The organism is Mycobacterium sp. IDUB_36 (genome assembly GCF_055419225.1).
In genome coordinates, this window is sequence record NZ_JBVAXH010000001.1 from 603620 (window position 1) to 624432 (window position 20813).

General features: G+C 67.8%; 19 protein-coding genes. 6 read left to right on the plus strand and 13 right to left on the minus strand.

What is annotated here, in order from left to right; genetic code table 11:
- Positions 1 to 22: 22 nt before the first annotated feature.
- The 4 genes from infB to rimP all read right to left on the minus strand — a co-directional run bounded on the left by infB (position 23) and on the right by rimP (position 4855).
- Positions 23 to 2716: a translation initiation factor IF-2 gene (gene infB, locus ACZYW1_RS02880; RefSeq protein ID WP_463783110.1), complete on the minus strand. Its 2694-nt coding sequence runs from the start codon at positions 2714 to 2716 to the stop codon at positions 23 to 25.
- A gap of 67 nt (positions 2717 to 2783) precedes the next feature.
- Positions 2784 to 3164: a YlxR family protein gene (locus ACZYW1_RS02885; RefSeq protein ID WP_463783113.1), complete on the minus strand. Its 381-nt coding sequence runs from the start codon at positions 3162 to 3164 to the stop codon at positions 2784 to 2786.
- Positions 3165 to 3222: 58 nt separating this feature from the next.
- Complete coding sequence (gene nusA / locus ACZYW1_RS02890) at positions 3223 to 4266, minus strand: transcription termination factor NusA (RefSeq protein WP_463783115.1); 1044 nt, start codon at positions 4264 to 4266, stop codon at positions 3223 to 3225.
- 55 nt (positions 4267 to 4321) lie between these two features.
- Entirely contained in the window at positions 4322 to 4855 is a 534-nt protein-coding gene (gene rimP / locus ACZYW1_RS02895) for a ribosome maturation factor RimP (protein ID WP_463783116.1), read from the minus strand.
- Positions 4856 to 5023: 168 nt separating this feature from the next.
- Between rimP and ACZYW1_RS02900 the strand changes: the two genes are divergently transcribed.
- On the plus strand, positions 5024 to 5545 hold the full coding sequence (locus ACZYW1_RS02900) for a hypothetical protein (protein WP_463783117.1): 522 nt from the start codon (positions 5024 to 5026) through the stop codon (positions 5543 to 5545).
- Positions 5542 to 6000 (plus strand): ferritin-like domain-containing protein, encoded by a 459-nt coding sequence (locus ACZYW1_RS02905; RefSeq protein ID WP_463783119.1) that lies wholly within the window; start codon positions 5542 to 5544, stop codon positions 5998 to 6000. The genes ACZYW1_RS02900 and ACZYW1_RS02905 overlap by 4 nt, the downstream gene beginning before the upstream one ends.
- Here ACZYW1_RS02905 and ACZYW1_RS02910 read toward each other — a convergent pair.
- The 5 genes from ACZYW1_RS02910 to mqo all read right to left on the minus strand — a co-directional run bounded on the left by ACZYW1_RS02910 (position 5997) and on the right by mqo (position 12327).
- A complete protein-coding gene (locus tag ACZYW1_RS02910; protein ID WP_463783121.1) occupies positions 5997 to 7745 on the minus strand; it encodes a proline--tRNA ligase in 1749 nt (582 codons plus the stop codon). The two genes, ACZYW1_RS02905 and ACZYW1_RS02910, sit on opposite strands and share 4 nt — an antisense overlap.
- 102 nt (positions 7746 to 7847) lie before the next feature.
- On the minus strand, positions 7848 to 9449 hold the full coding sequence (locus tag ACZYW1_RS02915) for an MFS transporter (RefSeq protein ID WP_463783123.1): 1602 nt from the start codon (positions 9447 to 9449) through the stop codon (positions 7848 to 7850).
- 33 nt (positions 9450 to 9482) lie between these two features.
- Positions 9483 to 10694, minus strand: a complete 1212-nt coding sequence (gene cobA, locus ACZYW1_RS02920; protein ID WP_463783124.1) for a uroporphyrinogen-III C-methyltransferase — start codon at positions 10692 to 10694, stop codon at positions 9483 to 9485.
- Entirely contained in the window at positions 10691 to 10825 is a 135-nt protein-coding gene (locus ACZYW1_RS02925; RefSeq protein ID WP_463783125.1) for a hypothetical protein, read from the minus strand. The genes cobA and ACZYW1_RS02925 overlap by 4 nt, the downstream gene beginning before the upstream one ends.
- On the minus strand, positions 10822 to 12327 hold the full coding sequence (mqo, locus tag ACZYW1_RS02930) for a malate dehydrogenase (quinone) (RefSeq protein WP_463783127.1): 1506 nt from the start codon (positions 12325 to 12327) through the stop codon (positions 10822 to 10824). Before mqo ends, ACZYW1_RS02925 begins: the two co-directional genes overlap by 4 nt.
- Here mqo and ACZYW1_RS02935 point away from each other — a divergent pair.
- Genes ACZYW1_RS02935 through ACZYW1_RS02950 form a run of 4 tightly spaced genes read left to right on the plus strand, consistent with a single transcriptional unit; the run spans position 12251 to position 17170 of the window.
- Positions 12251 to 13624, plus strand: a complete 1374-nt coding sequence (locus ACZYW1_RS02935; RefSeq protein WP_463783128.1) for a TolB-like translocation protein — start codon at positions 12251 to 12253, stop codon at positions 13622 to 13624. The genes mqo and ACZYW1_RS02935 overlap by 77 nt on opposite strands.
- 21 nt (positions 13625 to 13645) lie before the next feature.
- Entirely contained in the window at positions 13646 to 14656 is a 1011-nt protein-coding gene (locus ACZYW1_RS02940; RefSeq protein ID WP_463783130.1) for an alpha/beta hydrolase, read from the plus strand.
- 11 nt (positions 14657 to 14667) lie between these two features.
- The gene (gene mtr, locus ACZYW1_RS02945) at positions 14668 to 16050 is read left to right on the plus strand and encodes a mycothione reductase (protein ID WP_463783131.1); all 1383 of its coding nucleotides are present in this window, start codon (positions 14668 to 14670) and stop codon (positions 16048 to 16050) included.
- A gap of 1 nt (position 16051) precedes the next feature.
- Positions 16052 to 17170, plus strand: a complete 1119-nt coding sequence (locus tag ACZYW1_RS02950) for an alkaline phosphatase family protein (RefSeq protein WP_463783133.1) — start codon at positions 16052 to 16054, stop codon at positions 17168 to 17170.
- A 3-nt stretch (positions 17171 to 17173) separates the two neighbouring features.
- Here the strand turns inward: ACZYW1_RS02950 and ACZYW1_RS02955 are convergent, their stop codons facing one another.
- Genes ACZYW1_RS02955 through ACZYW1_RS02970 form a run of 4 tightly spaced genes read right to left on the minus strand, consistent with a single transcriptional unit; the run spans position 17174 to position 20634 of the window.
- Positions 17174 to 17947, minus strand: coding sequence for a 3-oxoacyl-ACP reductase (locus ACZYW1_RS02955; RefSeq protein WP_463783135.1), 774 nt, complete (start codon positions 17945 to 17947; stop codon positions 17174 to 17176).
- Entirely contained in the window at positions 17947 to 18669 is a 723-nt protein-coding gene (locus ACZYW1_RS02960) for a gamma-glutamyl-gamma-aminobutyrate hydrolase family protein (protein ID WP_463787652.1), read from the minus strand. The genes ACZYW1_RS02955 and ACZYW1_RS02960 overlap by 1 nt, the downstream gene beginning before the upstream one ends.
- Positions 18670 to 18715: 46 nt before the next feature.
- Entirely contained in the window at positions 18716 to 20089 is a 1374-nt protein-coding gene (locus ACZYW1_RS02965; protein WP_463783136.1) for a glutamine synthetase family protein, read from the minus strand.
- On the minus strand, positions 20086 to 20634 hold the full coding sequence (locus ACZYW1_RS02970) for an alpha/beta hydrolase (RefSeq protein WP_463783138.1): 549 nt from the start codon (positions 20632 to 20634) through the stop codon (positions 20086 to 20088). Before ACZYW1_RS02970 ends, ACZYW1_RS02965 begins: the two co-directional genes overlap by 4 nt.
- Between the last annotated feature and the right edge of the window lie 179 nt (positions 20635 to 20813).

Sequence of the window (20813 nt, forward strand, 5' to 3'; positions counted from 1 at the left end):
TTCAGCTTGTCGGAGCTCATACTCAGACGCGCTCCTTCTCCACCAACTCGTAGGTCTCGATGACGTCGCCCTCTTTGAGGTCGTTGTAAGTCAGCGTCAGACCGCATTCGTAACCGTCGCGGACCTCGGTGACATCGTCTTTCTCCCGTCGCAGCGAGGACACCGTGAGGTTTTCGGCCACCACGATGTTGTCGCGGAGCAGCCGGGCCTTCGCGTTGCGGCGGACGATCCCGGACTGCACCAGGCAACCCGCGATGATGCCGACCTTGGACGACCGGAACAGCTGGCGAATCTCGGCGCGCCCCAACTGGTTCTCTTCGTAGATCGGCTTGAGCATGCCCTTGAGCGCACTCTGGATCTCGTCGATGGCCTGGTAGATCACCGAGTAGTAGCGGATGTCGACGCCCTCGCGGTTGGCCAGCTCGGTGGCCTTGCCCTCGGCGCGGACGTTGAACCCGATGATGATCGCGTCCGACGCCGACGCCAGGTTGACGTTGGTCTCGGTCACGCCACCCACACCGCGGTCGATGACCCGCAGTTCCACCTCGTCGTCGATCTCGATACCCAGCAGGGCCTCCTCCAGAGCCTCGACGGTTCCGGAGTTGTCGCCCTTCAGGATCAGGTTCAGCTGACTGGTTTCCTTCAGCGCGGCGTCCAGGTCGTCCAGGCTGATCCGCTTGCGGGAGCGAGCTGCCAGCGCGTTGCGCTTACGTGCGCTGCGCCGGTCGGCGATCTGACGGGCGATCCGGTCCTCGTCGACGACGAGCAGGTTGTCACCGGCTCCGGGCACCGACGTGAAGCCGATGACCTGGACGGGCCGCGAAGGCAACGCCTCGTGGACGTCTTCGCCGTGCTCGTCGACCATCCGGCGAACGCGGCCGTAGGCGTCGCCCGCCACGATCGAGTCACCGACCCGCAGCGTGCCGCGCTGGATCAGCACGGTCGCCACCGGGCCGCGACCACGGTCGAGGTGCGCCTCGATGGCCACACCCTGAGCTTCCATGTCGGGGTTGGCCCGCAGGTCGAGGGCGGCGTCGGCGGTCAACAGGACCGCCTCTTCCAGCGCCTCGATGTTAGTGCCGGCCTTCGCGGAGATGTCGACGAACATCGTGTCGCCACCGAAATCCTCCGCGACCAAGCCGTATTCGGTGAGCTGGGCCCGGATCTTGGCCGGGTCGGCGCCCTCCTTGTCGATCTTGTTGACCGCCACCACGATCGGCACGTCGGCCGCCTGCGCGTGGTTGATCGCCTCCACCGTCTGCGGCATTACGCCGTCGTCGGCAGCGACCACCAGGATCGCGATGTCGGTGGCCTTGGCACCGCGGGCACGCATGGCGGTGAACGCCTCGTGACCCGGGGTGTCGATGAAGGTGATCGGCCGTTCGTTTCCTTCGAAGTCGACGCTCACCTGGTAGGCACCGATGTGCTGGGTGATGCCACCGGCCTCGCCCTCGCGCACGCTGGCGTTTCGGATGGTGTCCAGCAGTCGGGTTTTACCGTGGTCGACGTGACCCATGACGGTCACCACCGGCGGGCGGATCTCGAGGTCGTCTTCGCCGCCTTCGTCTTCGCCGTAGGTCAGGTCGAAGGACTCCAGCAGTTCGCGGTCCTCGTCCTCCGGACTGACGACCTGGACCACGTAGTTCATCTCGCTGCCCAGCAGCTCGAGGGTCTCATCGCCGACCGACTGCGTGGCGGTCACCATCTCGCCGAGGTTGAACAGCGCCTGCACCAGCGAAGCCGGGTTGGCGTCGATCTTCTCGGCGAAGTCGGACAGTGAAGCGCCACGGGCCAGCCGGATCGTCTCGCCGTTGCCGTGCGGCAACCGCACGCCACCGACGACCGGAGCCTGCATGTTCTCGTATTCGGCGCGTTTCGCCCGCTTCGACTTGCGGCCGCGTCGCGGAGCACCGCCTGGACGACCGAATGCACCGGCAGCCCCGCCACGCTGGCCGGGGCGTCCGCCGCCCCCACCGCCGGGACGACCGCGGTAGCCACCGCCTCCGGGTGGGGCACCGACACCGCCGCCGCCACCACCGCCACCGCGGTAGTTACCGCCACCACCGCCGCCGGGACGACCGCCTCCGGCAGGTGCGCCGGGACGACCACCGGGTCCACCGGGACGGGGACCACCGGGACGCGGCGGGCGCCCGGCTGCGGCCGGACGTGGCGGCATGTTGCCTGGTGAAGCACCGCCCGGGCGCGGGGCACCGGGACGCGGCGCGCCTGGTCGGGGCGCCTGCGGCCGCGGCATCGCGGGCCGCTCGACGGGTTGAGCCGACGAGAACGGGTTGTTGCCGACACGCGGTGTGCGAGCCGCCGGTTTCGGGGCCGCCGGGCGCGGGCCGGGCGTGGGTCCGGGTCGCGATGGGCTGGCCGGTGGCGCAGCGGCGGCCGGCGGCTGCTCGACTGCAGGTGCGGGCGGTGCCGGCGGTTCGGGCACCGGTGGCGCGGCCGGCTTGGGGGCGGCGGGCTTTGCCGCTGGTGCCGGAGCCTTGGCGGCGGGCTTCGCCGCGGTCGCGCCGTTGCCGGATGCCTTTTCTGGGGCGGGCTTGTTGCCGCCGAACGACTCACGCAGCCGACGCGCCACGGGCGCTTCTACCGTCGACGATGCGGATTTAACGAATTCGCCCTGTTCGCCTAACCGGGCGAGAACTTCCTTGCTGGTAACACCGAGTTCCTTGGCCAACTCGTGTACGCGGGCCTTGCCTGCCACTACATCTCCTGTCTATGAGGCGACAGCGGTGGGTAGGCCGCGCCTCGGGTTTAGCTATGACGCATGGTCATCGGGACTTCACGGTGTGCTCATGTTCTTTGCTGCCTGTTCTGTTGGCGGAGTGGTCGGCGCATCTAGAGCCTCGCAGAGACTCAAGGTACTCGATCACCGCTGACGTTTCCGGCGCGCCGGCGATGCGCAGCGCTCGAGTGAAAGCTCGCCGCCGGATTGCTTCTTTGGCGCACTGTGGAACGGGATGCAGCCAAGCACCCCGCCCCGGCAGAGTACCTGCTGGGTCGACGGTCACGGCATATTCACCGGTCCCGCTCGACTCGGCCACCACTCGGAGCAGTTCGACGGCCAACTCTCGTTTTCGGCATCCGATGCAGGTCCGCACCGGTCCTTCGGTACGTCGATGCGCCGATGCTGAAGACTCGCGCTGGATCACGGCTTAGTTTACCTGCACCCAAGTGGTGCTCAGTACCGCCTGCGCGATGGCCAGCTCGCTAGAGCTCCTGAGCCGATCCCTGCGTCACGTCGTGCTCGGGGCCGTCCGATTCCTGGTCCGGCGAGTCTCCGCGAATATCGATCCGCCAGCCGGTGAGCCGCGCCGCCAGTCGGGCGTTCTGGCCCTCCTTGCCGATCGCGAGCGATAGCTGGAAGTCGGGCACCACCACCCGCGCCGCGCGGGCGTTCTGGTCGATCACCGTGACCGACACGACCTTGGCCGGCGACAGTGCGTTGGCGACGAACCGCGCCGGGTCGTCATCGAAGTCGATGATGTCGATTTTCTCGCCCGACAGTTCGCTCATCACGTTGCGCACCCGCTGACCCATCGGGCCGATGCACGCGCCCTTGGCGTTCAGGCCGGGCACTCGCGAGGCGACCGCGATCTTCGAGCGGTGGCCGGCCTCCCGCGCCACCGCCACGATCTCCACCGAGCCGTCGGCTATCTCGGGAACTTCCAGCGAGAACAGCTTGCGGACCAGGTTCGGGTGTGTGCGCGACAGCGTGATCACCGGCTCGCGAGCACCGCGACTGACCCCAACGACATAGCAGCGCACGCGGTCGCCGTGCTCGTACGTCTCGCCGGGAACCTGCTCGGCCGTCGGTATCACGCCCTCGGACCCCTTGGTCTCACTGCCCATCCGCACGACAATCAGACCTCGGGAGTTGGCGCGACTGTCGCGCTGGATCACTCCGGCGACGATCTCGCCCTCGTGCGTGGAGAACTCGCCGAATGTGCGTTCGTTCTCCGCGTCGCGGAGCCGCTGCAGCATCACCTGACGGGCCGTGGTCGCCGCGATCCGGCCGAACCCTTCGGGCGTGTCCTCCCATTCGCTGAGCACGTTGCCGTCTTCGTCCAACTCGCGGGCCAGCACCCGGACACCACCCGACTTGCGGTCGATGTCGATGTGAGCATCCGGCTGGTGGCCCTCGGTGTGCCGATACGCGCTCAGCACAGCGGCCTTGACGTCTTCGAGCAGGTCGTCGAACGAAATCCCGCGCTCCACCACGATCGCGTGCAGGGCAGCCATGTCGATGTTCATCCGGCACTCCTTCCGCTTCGGAATGGCACGAGCAGGTATGTCGGCGTCGGTGGGTTCACGTTTCGCCCTCCGTCTCCACGTCTCGATCGCGAGTCGCCAGCTCCAACTCCCGCTCCGGCGGCGGCGAAAACTCAACTTGGACAACGGCTTTGCCGACGCCTTCGAGTGGGATCGGCCGCACCGCCCAGTCCCGGCCGTCGCGAGTCACCAAATTCAGCACGCCGTCCCGGGTTTCGCCCACCCGTCCGGTGACCTGCGTGCCGTCAGCCAGGGAGAGCTCGATCTTGCGGCCCCTTGCGCGGCGGAAATGCTTCTCGGTGGTCAGCGGGCGGTCGACGCCCGGCGAGCTCACTTCCAACACGTAACTTCCGCCGATGTCGCGCGCGGCGTCCAGAAGATTCGAGGCCGACCGGGACAGCTTGGCGACGGTGTCCAGTTCGAGTGCGGTGTCGCCGTCGGCAATCACAGTGATCCGGGGTGGCCGCGCCCGTTCATCGATGACGACGTCTTCGATTTCGTAACCGGCGCGCGCGAACTCGCCATTGAGCAGCTCGATCATCTGCGTCTGTGACGGTAGCCCGGTGGCCACGGCGAGCTCCTCATCTTGAGTTGTCCGGTCAGTCAGCCCGCGGTGCCGGAATTCGGCGGTCGCTGTGGGCAGTGTTCAACGATACGCCAGGAATCCGTTGTTAGACGCGATCGTTGCGAGGTCACCTGGTGTTACAGCGCGCTCTCGCCGCAATGGCAGGATGTGGCAATGCCACGCGCCGATCCAGTTTTCGAGCCGGTGCTCAACCGGCGGCGGATGCTGACGAGTGGTGCGGCGCTCGCGGTGTTCGCCGTCGCGACGCCCGCGTGCAGTTCCCCGCCCCCGCCCCCGGCGGTTGACGAACTCGAAGCGCAACTGACTCTGGCGCGCCAAGACAGCGAGCTGGCCGTCGCGTCCGCCGCAGGCGCGCCGCCGGACGTCGCCGCCGCGCTGAAGCAGGTCGCCGCCGAGCGCACGCAGCACGCGCAGGCCCTGACCACCGAGATCAAGCGTCTGGCCCCCACCTCGACGTCGTCGGCAGCTACCAGCCCCACTCCCACCGCGTCCGCGGCCGCGACTCCCCCGCCGCCACTCGCGACCGTGATCAGCTCACTCAAGACTTCGGCGGACAGCGCGGCCACATTGGCGGGCGCGTCGTCGGGGTACCGCGCCGGGCTGCTCGGCTCGATCGCCGCGGCCTGCACCGCGTCCCACACGGTGGCGCTGGCGTTCGGGGCGTCCGCGTCGTGACCTCCACCGAACCGTCGAACCCCGGCACTCCGGCCGACAAGGCCTTGAGCGCCGCACTGGCCAACGAGCACGCCGTCGTCTACGGCTACGGGATGGTCTCGGCGCGTTGCGCACCCGACGTCAACACCCTGGTGTCATCGGCGCTCAACCAGCACCGCGAACGGCGTGACCAGACCATCTCAATGCTGGCCGGTCGCAAGGTCACCGCGCCGGTGGCCGCCGCCGGTTACCAACTGCCGATGCTGGTGGTCACCCCGACCGACGCGATGCGGCTGGCGGTCCGGATGGAATCGGACTGCGAGACCGCGTGGCGGGCATTCATCGAGCAGGCGCAGGCCAGCGAAGACCGGATCTTCGGCGTAACAGCACTGACCCGGAGCGCCGTGCTGGCCGCCCGCTGGAAGCAGCAACTCGGCGACTCGCCGATCACCACCGCCTTCCCGGGCGCCGACTAACCGGATACCGCGGCCGTGATGTCGGTGGCCAATCCGGCGCCGACGGGCACGTCGCGGGTCTCGCCGCTGAATCGGTTGCGCAGCTCGACTTTTCCGTCCGCCCAGCCGCGGCCCACCACCACGATCCACGGGACACCGAGGAGCTCGGCGTCCTTGAACTTGACGCCGGGCGACACCGTTCGATCGTCGAGCAAGACCTCGATGCCGAGCCGGTCGAGGTCGGCGGCCAAAGTGGTTGCGCCACTGCGTGCTTCGGCGTCCTTGTTGGCGATCACCAGATGCACGCCGAACGGCGACACCTCCGAGGGCCAGCGCAGCCCGAGCTCGTCGTGGTGCTGCTCGGCGATGACCGCCACCAACCGCGACACACCGACTCCGTAGGAGCCCATCGTCAGCCGTACCGGCTTACCGTCCTCGCCGAGGACGTCGACGGTGAACGCATCGGTGTATTTACGGCCGAGCTGGAAGATATGGCCGATTTCGATTCCGCGCGCGGCGACCAGTGCGCCGCGGCCATCCGGTGACGGATCGCCGTCGCGCACCTCGGCGGCTTCGATGGTGCCGTCGGCGGTGAAGTCACGGCCGGCGACGAGGCCGACAACGTGCTTCCCTTTCTCGTCCGCGCCGGTGATCCAGCTGGTGCCGTCCACCACCCGCGGGTCCACCAGGTAGCGAACACCGTTGTCCAGCAATGCCTTCGGCCCGATATATCCCTTCACCAGGAACGGATACCTGGCGAAGTCGGCGTCGTCGAGCAAGGCGTACTCGGTCGGGTCGAGCGCGGCACCCAGTCGCTTGTCGTCGACTTCGCGGTCCCCGGGCACCCCGATGCCCAGCAGCTCCCAATCACCGCCCGGCTGACGGACTTTCAGTAACACATTCTTCAGGGTGTCGGAGGCGGTGACACTGCGGCCCAGGTCTGCGCCGTTGGCCCACTCGACCAGCGTTGCGATGGTCGGGGTGTTGCCGGTCTCGTGCACCACCGCCTCGGGTTGCCCGTCGACGGGCCGGCTTTCGGGTCGTGCGGTGATGACGGCTTCGACGTTGGCGGCGTAGCCGGATTCCGGGCAGCGCACGAAAGTGTCTTCGCCGATGGGGCTTTCGGCCAGGAACTCCTCGGACGCCGAGCCGCCCATGGCGCCCGACACCGCGGACACGATGACGTAGTCGATGTCGAGTCGGCCGAAGATGCGTTGATAGGCCTCGCGGTGCGCGTGGTAGGCGTCCTTGAGTCCGCTGTCGTCGATGTCGAAGGAGTAGGAGTCCTTCATGATGAATTCCCGGCCGCGCAGGATGCCGGCCCGCGGACGCGCCTCGTCACGGTACTTGGTCTGGATTTGATAGAGCGTCAACGGAAAGTCCTTGTAGGAGCTGTACTCTCCCTTGACGGTCAGCGCGAAGAGCTCTTCGTGGGTCGGGCCGAGCATGTAGTCGCTACCGCGGCGGTCCTTGAGCCGGAACACGCCGTCGCCGTATTCGGTCCACCGGTTCGTGGTCTCGTAGGGCGCTCGCGGCAGCAGGGCCGGGAACAGGATCTCCTGCCCGCCGATCGCATTCATCTCTTCACGCACGACGCGTTCGATATTGCGCAACACCCGCAGGCCGAGCGGCAGCCAGCTGTACAGTCCCGGCGCGATCGGTCGCACGTAACCGGCACGGATCAACAACTTGTGGCTGGCTACTTCGGCTTCGGCGGGGTCGTCGCGCAGGGTGCGCACGAACAGCTCGGACATCCGGGTGATCACAGCGGGCAAGCCTAACTATCGGTGAATGGTGTCCGCCACGCAGTAACCACGGCTGCCATCCTCGGGGGATCGCAGCCGTGGTCTCTGAGCGGGGATGACGAGCTAGAGCTCGCCGGCGTCGATGGCGTCCTTGACTTCCTGCGCGTGCGCGACCTGCTCGGCGGTGTAGCCGATGAACAGCGACACCGCGCCGACGATGACGGTCACGCCCGCTACCCACAGCAACCCGTAGGTGTAGCCGTGATCGAGGGCATGCAGTTGCCCGGCGTTCATGTTCTTCACCGGGCCGTTGATACCGCCGAGATACAGCGTGCGCGACGTGATGACGGCCTGGATGATGGCGAGAATGACCGGGCCGCCGAGGTTTTGCAGCATCAGCGCGATCGCCGAGGTCGGGCCGATCTGGTCGAAGCCGACGCCCGCGATCGCCGACAGCGCCACTGGGACGACGACCATGCCGATGCCGATGCCGGCGATGACTACGGGCACGATCAGGTTCGGGAAGTACGGCATGGCGCCGTTGAACGTCGAGCCGTAGATCATCGCTCCGACCACCAGCGCGCCGCCGGCGATGACGATGGCCCGGGGCTGGAAGCGTGATACCAGCTGCGACGAGCCGCCCAGCCCGATGCCCATCGCGATGGCGAACGGGATGAAGCCGACGCCTGCACGCAGCGCGCTGTAACCCATGATGTCCTGCACATAGAGCGCGACCAGCACCGTGACGGTGAACAAGAGCCCACCGGCCAGGAAGATCGCCACGAAGGTGGCCAGCCGGTTGCGGTCGAGGAACAGCGAGAACGGTACGACGGGGTTCTCGGCGCTGCGCTCGACGAACGCGAACGCGATGAACGCCACCAGCGCCAGTCCGGCACAGCCCAGCGTGGGGAACGAAACCCAGCCGGCTTCCGGGCCCGTAGAGAAGGCGAACACGGCAGCTGTGCACGCGAGCGTGGCCAGCACTGCACCGCCGGCGTCGAGCTTCATCCGCTCACGGCTGGTCTCGCGCAGTGCGGTGCGGGCCAGGTAGATCATCGCCAGCCCGATCGGCACGTTCACCAAAAAGGCCAGGCGCCAGGACAACTCGGTGAGCGCGCCGCCGACGACAAGGCCTCCGACCGAACCGACACCGGTCATTGCGCCGAACACCGCGGTGGCGGCATTGCGGGCGGGTCCTTTGGCGAAGGTGGTGGCGACCAGCGCGAAACCGGTCGGCGAGGCGATCGCGGCGCCGACGCCCTGCAGCAGCCGGGCGATCACCAGCGTGACGTCGTCCCAGGCGATGCCGCATAACGCCGAAGCGATGGTGAACAGGGTGACGCCGACGATGAAGGTCCGCTTGCGGCCGATGGTGTCGCCGAGGCGACCGCCGAGCAGCATCAGGCCGCCGAACGTCAGCACGTAGGCGGTGATGACCCAGCTTCGGCCGGCGTCGGACAGGCTCAGCTCGTTCTGGATCTTGGGAAGGGCGACGATGGCGATGGTGCCGTCCATGGTCGCCATTAGCTGCATACCGGCGATCGCGATGACCGCGGTGAAGAATCGCCGCGTCGGCATCCACGGAGTCGTCTTCGTCGGAGTGGCTGCAGCGCCGTGTTCGGGGGCGGTCTTTTCTGGGTGCGTATCGGGCATGTGAACTGCTCGCTTCGAGGGTTCAGTAGTCCATCGTTGGACAGCCCGCTCTGCATCGTTGAGAGCCGTCATAAGAACTTACCCTACAGTAATCTTAGGGAACTTTTAAATGCCGAACGCCGCCACAGAGCCGATGACAACGATCGCGGGAGGTCGGATGCCCTCCGACCGGATCTTCTCCGGCGCGTCCGCCAGCGTGGCCCGCAACGTGTGCTCGGCGGCCGTCGTCCCCTGCTGAACCACCACTACCGGCGTATCCGCAGGTCGGCCGCCCCTTAAGAGGACCTCGGCGAAGAGTTCGATGCGCTCGACCGCCATCAGCAAAACGATGGTTCCGGTCATTGCTGCTAATGCATCCCAATTCACTAACGATTCGGGATGGTCGGGCGCCAAGTGCCCGCTGACCACCACGAACTCATGATTGATCGCGCGATGTGTGACGGGTACGCCCGCCGATGCCGGCACCGCTATGGCACTGGTCACACCCGGAACAACCGTCACTGGAATCCCAGCGTCGACGCACGCGATCACTTCTTCGTAGCCTCGGGCGAACACGAACGGGTCACCGCCCTTGAGGCGCACCACGAAATGGCCGTCCCGCGCGCGCTCGATCATCACCGCGTTGATGGCGTCCTGGGCCATCGCCCGGCCGTAGGGAATCTTGGCGGCGTCGATCACCTCGACATTGGGCGCCAACTCGGCGAGCAGTTCCGGGGGCGCCAACCGGTCGGCGACCACGACGTCGGCCTGCGCGAGCAACCGACGGCCCCGCACGGTGATCAGTTCCGGGTCGCCGGGCCCGCCGCCGATGAGTGCCACACCGCCGCGGACCACGTCGTCGCTCTCGAAGCTCTCCGGCGAGATGACGCCCTGCTGCAATGCCTCCCGGATGGCCGAACGGATGCCCGCCGACCGACGGTGCTCGCCGCCGGCCAGGACTCCCACCGACAGCCCGGCGTATTCGAAGGACGCCGGGGTCACCGCGGTGCCCTCGATCGCGATGTCGGCCCGCACGCAGAAGATCCGGTTGCGCTCGGCCTCGGCGACGATCGCCTCGTTCACCTGTGCGTCGTCGGTGGCCGCGATCGCGTACCAGGCGCCGTCGAGGTCGCCGTCCCGGTAGTCGCGCAGCGACAGAGTGATGCCGTCCATCGCCTCGACCGCGCGGGTGGCGCTGCGGCTGATGACGTGGATGTCCGCTCCGCTGGCCACCAGCAGGGGAAGCCGGCGTTGCGCGACGCTGCCGCCACCGACCATGACGACCTTCTTGCCGGTCAGCCGCAGCCCGACCAGATACGGATTCTCCGGCGTGGTCATGCGCGGCCCCCCGTGCCGCGCGGGACACCGTCGTCGGGGAATTCGTCGCGGACTCCGACGAATCCGTGCAGGGCGTACATGTCCGCTAGGTATACCGGAGTGCCGATCCCGGACGAACTGTCGACGGTCATGGCTCGAGCGCCAGCGTCTTGGTGGTCCACGATCGCAGCTCCTCGTACAGGGCGGGCTCGTCGGACAAGGTGACGCCCAGCGACGGCACCATCTCGGTGAGCGTGGACAGCCAGCGGTGATACCGGTCGGGGAAGCAGCGCTGCAACACCTCCAGCATGGCGGTCACCGCTATCGACGCTCCCGGCGAGGCGCCGAGCAGGCCGGCGATGCTGCCGTCCTCGGCGGTCAACACGGTCGTGTCGAATTCCACCCGGCCGCCGCGGCGCTTGTCCGGGCGGATCACCTGGACGCGCTGCCCCGACCTGATCAGGTTCCAGTCGGAATCGTCTGCACTGGGCGCGAATTCGCGGAGCGCGCCGACGCGCGTCGACTTCGTCGACCTCAGCTGGCCGATCAGGTAGCGGACCAGCTCCTGCTGACCGAACCCAGCCCCGGCCACGGTGATCAGGTTTCCCGGTGTGACCGATCGCGGCAGATCGCTGACATGCCCGTGCTTGAGGAACTTCGGCGACCAGCCGGCGAACGGCCCGAACATCAGCCATGGTCTGCCGTTGACGATGCGGGTGTCCAGGTGCGCGGCCGTCATCCCCGGCGCCCCGGGCGCGGGCAGCCCGTAGACCTTGGCCCGGTGCCGGCCGGTGATCGCCGGGTTACCGCTGCGCAGGAATCGTCCGCCGACCGGGAAGCCGCCAAAACCCTTGGCCTCCTTGATGCCTGACTTCTGCAACAGCGGCAGGGCCTGCCCCCCGGCACCGACGAAGACGAACGCGGCGTCGAGCTGGTGGTTCCGGCCGCTGCGCCGGTTGCGAACGTCGAGCCGCCAACCGCCGTCACGCTGTTTGGTGAGGCCGCGGACCTCGTGGCCGAACAGGGCGGTGCTGCCCTGGGCGACCCCGTAGCCGACGAGCTGCCGGGCGAGCGCACCGAAGTCGACGTCGGTGCCCTCGGCGGCCCAGTTCAGTGCGACCGGTTCGGAGAAGTCCCGTCCGGCGGCCATATAGGGCAGCCGCTGCGCGAATTCGTCGGCGCCCTCGATGAATTCGTTGCGGGCGAACAGCGGGTTGTCGGCCAGCGCCGCGCGCCGGCGGCGCAGATAGTCGACGCGCTCGGCGCCCTGTACGAAACTGACGTGCGGGACGGGATTGAGAAATGCCCGGACGTCGGACAGCATGCCGCTGTCGGCTGCGTAGGCCCAGAACTGCCGGGTGACGTGAAACTGCTCGTTGACCCGGACCGCTTTGGTGATGTCGATCGATCCGTCAGCCAGTTGCGGGGTGTAGAACAGCTCGCACAAGCCGGCGTGCCCGGTGCCGGCGTTGTGCCAGGGGTCGCTGCTTTCGGCCGCGGCGCCGTCGAGTCGTTCGATCACGGTGATGGACCAATCCGGCTCCAGCCGCCGCAACAGCGCCGACAGCGTGGCGCTCATGATTCCGGTCCCGACCAACACGGCGTCGACTTTCGGGATTGTCCTGGGCTGCGGACCTGGCACCGAGCTGTTCATCCTCTTCGTTCGTGCGGGCTTTCTCGATGGTCAGGCTATCCCGCACCGATCCGGCCCGCTGTCCTGCGCGGTCTGCCACGCTGTCGCGATGACCTGGCGAAATCGCGGGGCCGGCGCAGTGCTGGTGGCGGGCCTCGTCGTCGGCTGCGCGCCGTCGACACAGCCCGAACCCCGCGCGCCCGGCGCCGGCGCGACGTCGACGCCCGCAACGGTCGCGGCGCACGGTGTCGAGGCCGCCATCGGCTCGATCCCGTGGAGCCAGGTGGGCCCCGGCTGGTTGCTGGCCACCTGGAGCCCCGCCCCCGGCCGGGGTTCCGGCGAGCCACCGCCCGGCCAGCCCACCGCCGACAGCGTCCCCACCAGCCTGTACCTGGTCGACCCGGACGGGGGTCGCTATCCGATCGCCACCTTCCCGCCGTCGGGCGACGGCCCGACGATGACATTGGGCGACTGGTCGGGAGACGGCAGCCACGCGCTGCTGTACGCCAACACGGCTGCGGGCCTCGCGATCACGACCGTGGACCTACACAGCGGCCGGCAGGCGACATTCACCGTCGACGGCTCGAACGTCATCCCGCATTACTCCCGTCCCCGGGGGAAAGCCATCGTGCTGGCCAAAGGGCACGACACCGAACCGGCTTCGCTGCGGCGGGTCGACCTGGCCGGCAAGCCCGAATTGACCTACCCCGTGGGGCCGGAATTCCAGGGATCGTTTCTGTCCAGGCCGGACGGCACCCGGCTGGTTCTGGGTACGGCCGCCGGCCTCGCTCTGATGGGCAACGACGGCGTCGCGGGCAAGATATTGCCGGTCCCGGGCGGACACGACTGCGCACCCGCCCGGTGGTGGGACGCCGGGTCGACGGTCGTGCTGACCCGGTGCCTCGATCACTACCTGCCACGGCTGTGGCTGGTACCCGCCGACGGTGAACCCGTCACCGCGCTGACCGCGCCGCTGACCGGACATGACCAGGACCTCGGCGATGTGACCGCGTGGCAGTTGCCGGCCGGCATCTTCGTCCAGGACGAAGGCGCCTGTGGCAGCGAGTATCTCGGCAAACTCAGCCGGGTGGGCGGCACCACGACCCCGGTGTCGGTGCCGGAGGTGGCGCCGCACAGCAGTGTCCATGTGATCGGGGTGAACGGCAGCCATCTGCATCTGCAGGCGACGGTTTCGTGCGGCTCCGGGGAGTCGTTGCTCGACTACGACCCCGGCACCAATGTGTCGACGGTGCTGCTGGGGCCACCGCTCAACGGCGGCGGCGTGATCGCGGCGGTGCCCTACCCCGGCCAGGGGTAGTTGGGCTCTAAGCTGACGTGCGTGACTGGCTGGCAGCCCGACGTCCTGCCCGGCTACTGGCGGCTCACCATCCCGCTGGGTGAGGATCCCGACGGCGAGGGCTTCATCGACGCGACACTGTTGCGACGCGGAGAAGCGGCACCGGCCGCCCGCGCAGTCCTGGCGGTGCACGGGTACACCGACTACTTCTTCCACACCTCGCTGGCCGACCATTTCGCCGGTCGCGGCTTTGCCTTCTACGCCCTCGACTTACGCAAGTGCGGGCGCTCATCGCGTCGTGGGCTGACGCCGCACTTCACCACCGACCTGGCCCACTACGACCGCGAGCTCGACCGTGCGCTGGAGATCATCGGCCGCGAAACGGGTTCGCCACCGGTGCTGGTCTACGGTCATTCGGCGGGCGGCCTGATCGTGTCGCTGTGGCTGGACCGGCTCCGTCGACGCGGCGCGACGGCGCGCAACCGGGTGGCCGGACTCGTACTCAACAGCCCGTTCCTGGATCTGCCCGGTCCGGTGCCGCTGCGCTGGCCACCGACCAGGGTGCTGATCGCGGCGATCGCGCGCCTCGGCGACAAGCGGGTCGCGCGCGCCCCGAGCCAGACCGGTGGCGGCTACGGCGCCAGCTTGCATCGCGACTATCACGGCGAGTTCGACTACAACCTGCAGTGGAAACCGTTGGGCGGCTTCCCTATCACCTTCGGCTGGTTGTCCGCCGTGCGGGCGGGCCAGATCACGCTGCACCGCGGTCTCGACGTCGGGGTACCCAACCTGATCTTGCGCTCCGACCACAGCGTGATCGACGCATCCGACGCCGTCGCGCTGCAACACGGCGACGCGGTTCTCGACGTCGAGCACATCGCGCGCTGGGCCGGATGCATCGGCAATCGCTCCACGATCGTTCCGGTGATCGATGCCAAACACGATGTGTTCCTGTCGATGCCGGAACCCCGACGGGTCGCCTACCGTCAGCTGGACACCTGGCTGAACGACTACTTGGGCGCGGCCACCGGCGTCGCCTCCCAGAACGGCTGAAGGACTACGGAATGCAAAGTTACGACCTGGCGATCATCGGAACCGGTTCCGGCAACAGCATTCTCGACGACCACTACGCCAAGAAGCGCGTGGCGATCTGCGAACAGGGCACCTTCGGCGGCACCTGCCTCAACGTCGGGTGCATTCCGACCAAGATGTTCGTCTACGCCGCCGAGGTTGCCGACACCATCCGCAACTCGGCGCGCTACGGCATCGACGCGCACATCGACCGGGTCCGGTGGGACGACATCGTCTCGCGCGTATTCGGCCGTATCGACCCGATCGCCATCGGCGGCGAGGATTACCGCCGCGCCCAGCCACACGTCGACGTCTACGACACCCACACCCGGTTCGCCGGGGTGCAGGCCGACGGCCGTTACCTGCTGCGCACCGACGACGGCACCGAGTTCACCGCCGAGCAGGTGGTGATCGCCGCGGGTGCGCGCGCTGAGGTGCCGCCGGCCATCTTGGACTGCGGGGTGCACTTTTACACCAGCGACGATGTCATGCGGATAACGGAACTGCCGAAGCACATGGTGATCGTCGGCGGCGGTTTCGTGGCATGCGAATTCGCGCACATCTTCTCCGCGCTCGGGGTGCGCATCACGCTGGTCATCCGGGGCGGGTCGCTGCTCCGGCATCTCGACGACACGTTGTCACGGCGGTTCACCCGCATCGCGTCCACCAAGTGGGAAGTGCGCAGCCACCGCAATATTCTCGGCTCGCACGAGGACCGTTCCGGCATCGTGCTCGAACTCGACGACGGCTCGGAGTTGAAGGCCGACGCCGTGCTGGTGGCCACCGGGCGGCGTTCCAACGGCGATCGACTCGACGCCGAGAAGGCGGGGATCGAACTCGACGACCGCCGTGTCGTCGTCGACGAATACCAACGCACAAGCGCCCGAAACGTTTTCGCGCTCGGCGACGTCTCCTCGCCGTACGAACTCAAGCACGTCGCCAATCACGAAGCGCGCGTCGTGCAGCGCAACCTGCTGGTGGACTGGGACGACACCGCGTCGATGACCGCCACCAATCACCGTTACGTTCCGGCAGCGGTGTTCACCGATCCGCAGATCGCCTACGTCGGATTGACCGAGAACGAGGCCGTGGCACAGGGTTTCGACGTGGCCTGCAAGATCCAGGACTATGCCGACGTCGCCTACGGCTGGGCCACCGAAGACACCGCCGGCATCGTCAAACTGATCTCCGACGCCCAGAGCGGTCGCCTGCTCGGCGCACACATCATGGGACACCAGGCCTCGTCGATCATTCAACCGCTGATCCAGGCGATGACGTTCGGTTTGAGCGTCCACGACATGGCGCGGGGCCAGTACTGGATCCACCCGGCACTGCCCGAAGTCGTCGAGAACGCCCTGCTGGGGCTGTCGGACTGACGTGACGGCGTCGATCTGTGACGTGCTGCCGACCGCAGCCGCGCTGCTCGCCGTGCCGGATGCGACCGATGCACTGCACCTGACCGAATCTGTCGGTGACGTCCGGCGGGTCGTGGTGCTGTTGGTCGACGGGATGGGCTGGCACCTGCTGCCCGAAATGGCTTCCAGCGCACCCCTCCTCGCTTCCGTGCTGGCCGGCGCCGCGGGACGGCTGGACGAGTTGGTGTGTACGTTTCCCTCGACGACGCCGACCAGCCTGGCCTCGCTGGGCACCGGAGTGAGTCCGGGCCAGCACGGGTTGCTGGGTTTCACCGTCAATGTGCCCGGGACCGCTCGGGTGCTCACCCACATCTTCTGGCGTGACGACCCGCCACCGGCCGAATGGCAGCCTGTCCCAACCTGGTTCGAGCGTTTGCAGGCTTCCGGTGTGGACGCCCGCGCGGTGCTGCCCGCGCCGTTCGTCGGCAGCGGGCTGACCGAGGCCGCCTACCGCGGCGCGCAGTTCTGTCCGGTTGACCGCAACGATGACTATGCCAACGCGGTAAGCGAACAGGTCCGCGCGGCAACAGGATTGGTGTACGCCTACACCTCTGCTCTGGACACCGCCGCACACCTGTTCGGTGTCGGATCGGCCGAGTGGCACGGCGCGGCCGGCTACGTGGACGCGCTGTTGACCCGAGTCCTCGACACGCTGCCGTCCGATGCCGTGCTGCTGGTCACGGCCGACCACGGCGGCCTCGACGTCGCGGCCGACGCGCGGGTGGACGTGGACACCGATCCGCGGCTGTCCGCCGGGGTGCGGGTGGTGGCCGGCGAACCGCGGGTCCGCTACCTGCACACCGAATCCGGTGCCGCACCGGACGTGATCGCGACCTGGGCCGAAGTGCTGGAAGGCCGGGCCGATGTCCTGGGCCGCGACGACGCCGTCGCCGCGGGGTTGTTCGGGCCGGTCCGGGCCGAACACCTGGCCCGCATCGGCGATGTGGTGGTGATCTGCCACAGCGACCTCGCAGTGCTGGCAAGCCGGCGCGAGCCGCCCGAGGTCGCTCAGCTGGTGGGCATGCACGGCGGTGCGACCCCCGTCGAGATGGCAATCCCGCTGATCACCCTTCGCCGCTGAGCGCTACAGCGGAGTGGTGTAGGCCGCGCTTATTCCGCCGTCGACGAGGTAGCTCGCCGCGGTGATGAACGACGCGTCGTCGCTGGCCAAAAATGCCACCACCGCCGCGATTTCGTCGGCCTCACCGAAGCGGCCCATCGGCACGTGCACCATCCGCCGGGCCGCACGCTCGGGGTCGCTGGCGAAAAGCTCTTGCAGCAGAGGGGTGTTCACCGGGCCCGGGCACAGCGCGTTGACCCGGATGCCCTGGCGGGCGAATTGCACACCGAGTTCACGGGACATCGCCAACACTCCGCCCTTGGACGCGGTGTAGGAAATCTGCGAGGTGGCCGAACCCATCACCGCGACGAACGAGGCGATGTTGACGATCGATCCTCGACCGGCGGGCGCCATGTGCCGCAACGCCGCCCGGCAACACAGGTACACCGACTTCAGGTTGACGTCCTGCACCCGCTGCCAGGCCGGCAGTTCGGTGTTCTCGATCAGATCGTCGTCCGGCGGTGAAATGCCGGCGTTGTTGACCGCGATGTCCACCGCACCGTGCCGGTCCACGACGGTGTCGAACAAGTTGTTCACCGACACCTCGTCCGAAACATCAACGGGCACATACGAACCGCCGACCTCGTCGGCGGCCGCGACCCCGGTCTGCTCGTCGATGTCGGCGATGACGACCGTGGCACCCTCGGCATGCAGCCGCCGCGCCGATGCCAGCCCGATGCCACCACCCCCGCCGGTGACCACTGCGGTCCGGCCGGCCAGCCTCTGGGTGAGATCCATTACCGCTCCTTCGCGTATACCTGCGCCGCGTCGACGATCGCCGAGAACAGTCGCAGGTCGTCCAAACTCTCCTCCGGATGCCACTGCACCGCGAGCACGAAGCCCCGTCCCGGCAGCTCCAGTGCCTCGATCACACCGTCGGCGTCCCAGCCACTGACCACCAGGCCGTCGCCGAGTTCGGCGATCGCCTGATGGTGATAACACCGCGCATCGACGTAGTCACCGACCAACGCGGCCAGCCGTGTGCCCGGCACCGTGCGAACCGGCAGGGTGGTGAACACCGCGTTGCCGGCCCGGTGCCCATCGTGCCCGATCACGTCGGGTAGGTGTTGGTGCAACGTTCCGCCCAACGCGACGTTCAGCACCTGAGCGCCGCGGCAGATACCCAGCACCGGTAGCTTCCGCGCGAGCGCCCCGCGCAGCAGTGCGAACTCCCACGCGTCGCGCTGCTGCGCGGGCCGGTCGGTGCTCGAGTGCGGCTGCTGGCCATAGGCCGACGGATCGACGTCTGTGCCGCCGGTGATGAGCAAACCGTCCAGGCTGTCGAGGACGCGTTCGGCGACAACGGAATCCACCGGCTGTGGAGGCAGCAGCACCGCCGCTCCCCCGGCGGCCGTGACGCCCTGAAAGTACACCGCCGGAAGGAAACTCGCCGGTACGTCCCAGACCCCGGTTTGGGCTCGCTGCAGATAGGTGGTCAGACCGATGACCGGGGGTGTCACGTGATCGGCGTCTCCGCGGCCGGAACCGTCCCGCGTGGTCACCGGATCAAAAGCGCTCAAACCCGCGAACCCTCTCCCAGTCGGTCACCGCCGCGTTGAACGCGGCCACCTCGACGCGGGCATTGTTGACGTAATGGTCGACCACGTCGTCACCGAAAGCCTGCCGGGCCACCGCGGACCCGTCGAACAGCGTCGCCGCTTCGGTCAGCGTACCGGGCAACCGCAGCGCGCGGTGATCCTCAGCGAGCTGATACGCGTTGCCGGTACACGGCTCCGGCAGCGGCACTTCGTTGTCGATGCCGTGCAACCCGCCCGCGATCAACGCCGCGACCGCCAGATACTGGTTGACGTCCCCGCCGGGAACCCGGCACTCCACCCGCATGCTGTCGCCGTGACCCACAACGCGAAGCGCACAGGTCCGGTTGTCGACGCCCCATGCGGCCACGGTGGGCGCGAAGCTCTGGTCGGTAAATCGCTTGTAGGAGTTGATGTTCGGGGCGTGAAACAGCGTCAGGTCCGGCAAAGTGACCAGCAGGCCGGCGAGGAAACTGCGAAACGTCGACGAGATGCCGAGCGGTTGACCGTCGTCGCCGAATACCGGCGAGCCGTCCAGCGAGCGCAGCGACAGATGGATGTGGCAGCTATTGCCCTCGCGCTCATCATATTTCGACATGAAGGTCAGCGACTTACCGTGCTGGTCGGCGATCTCCTTCGCGCCGTTCTTGTAGACCGTGTGGTTGTCGCAGGTGATCAGGGCTTCGTCGTAGCGGAAACCGAGTTCTTGCTGGCCCCGGTTGCACTCGCCTTTGAGAGCTTCCCAACGCAGACCCGCACCCTGCATGTGTTGCCGGATGTCGCGCAACAGCGGCTCGATGCGACTGGAGGCCATCACCGCGTAGTCCATGTTGTAATCGCCGGCCGGAGTCAGGCCGCGATACCCGCTCGCCCACGCTTCCCGATACGAATCGTCGAAGACCATGAACTCCAGTTCGGTGGCGGCGTACGCCTGCAGCCCGCTGGCGTGCAGCCGATCCAGCTGCCGGCGCAGGACACGCCGCGGTGCAGGCTCGACGGCGCTACCGTCATGCCACTGCACATCGGCGAGCACCAGCGCGGTGCCGGGCAGCCACGGAATTCGCCGCAGCGTCGTCAGGTCCGGTTTCATCACCATGTCGCCGTAGCCGGTGTCCCATCCCGATACCGCGTATCCGCCGACGGTGTTCATGTCGACGTCGACGGCGAACAGGTAGTCGCAGCATTCCGCGCCCGCGTCGGCAACCTCGTCGACGAAGAAGTCCGCAGCGATGCGCTTACCCATCAGGCGGCCCTGCATGTCGCCGAACGCGACGATCACGGTGTCGACGGCACCGGATTCGACGAGTCGCCGCAGCTCGGCACGGGACAGGTCGGCCGCGGTCACCAGGTGCTGGTGCGCAGGACGATCTCGGCGGCCAGTTGCGCCGTCGACTCGTGCGCGTTCCGCCGTCCGAGCAACTCGACCACCCGGTAGTCCCCGTAGACGAACCGCTGGCTGGCCTTCGCCACCGAGTGTGAGGACGAGCTGCTGACCAGTGCGGTGGTGTCGATCTCGACCGGCGGGCAGTCTCCGTCGCGGATCACGCCCTGATCGGCGACCCGCGGGTGGCCACGGTCGATCACCACCAGACCGGTGAAGCGGTCCAACCTGGTGGCGGCCAGCTCCCAGGCGAGTTCAGCGCCGTCGCGGTCGCCGACCACCACACCCCAGCTGACATCGAGCACGTCGAGAATGCCCACCACCGACTTCGGCGTCAGGCGCGGGTCGGCCGCGACGGCGATGGTGCGCAGCGACGCGGTGTGCAGACGCTCGCATACCGCGTCGTAAGCGGGCAGCGCCCGCTGCGCCGCGCACAGCAGCACAACGACGGAGCCCTTCTCCGGACCGGTATCGCAGACCTGGATGGGAAACCCGTCGACGGTAGTCATCATCGTCAAGGGCACAGGAGCAAATTACAGTGAAATACCGCGCACGCGGGCCGTTTTCGCGCGGAACTTTGGCCGAGTGGCAATTGGAAACGTTCTCGCAACATGCCACTGCTGCAACGCGTGTGACAACCGAGGCGACACCTCGTGAGCGCTTCGACGAAAAGCGTTGATCGAGTCAG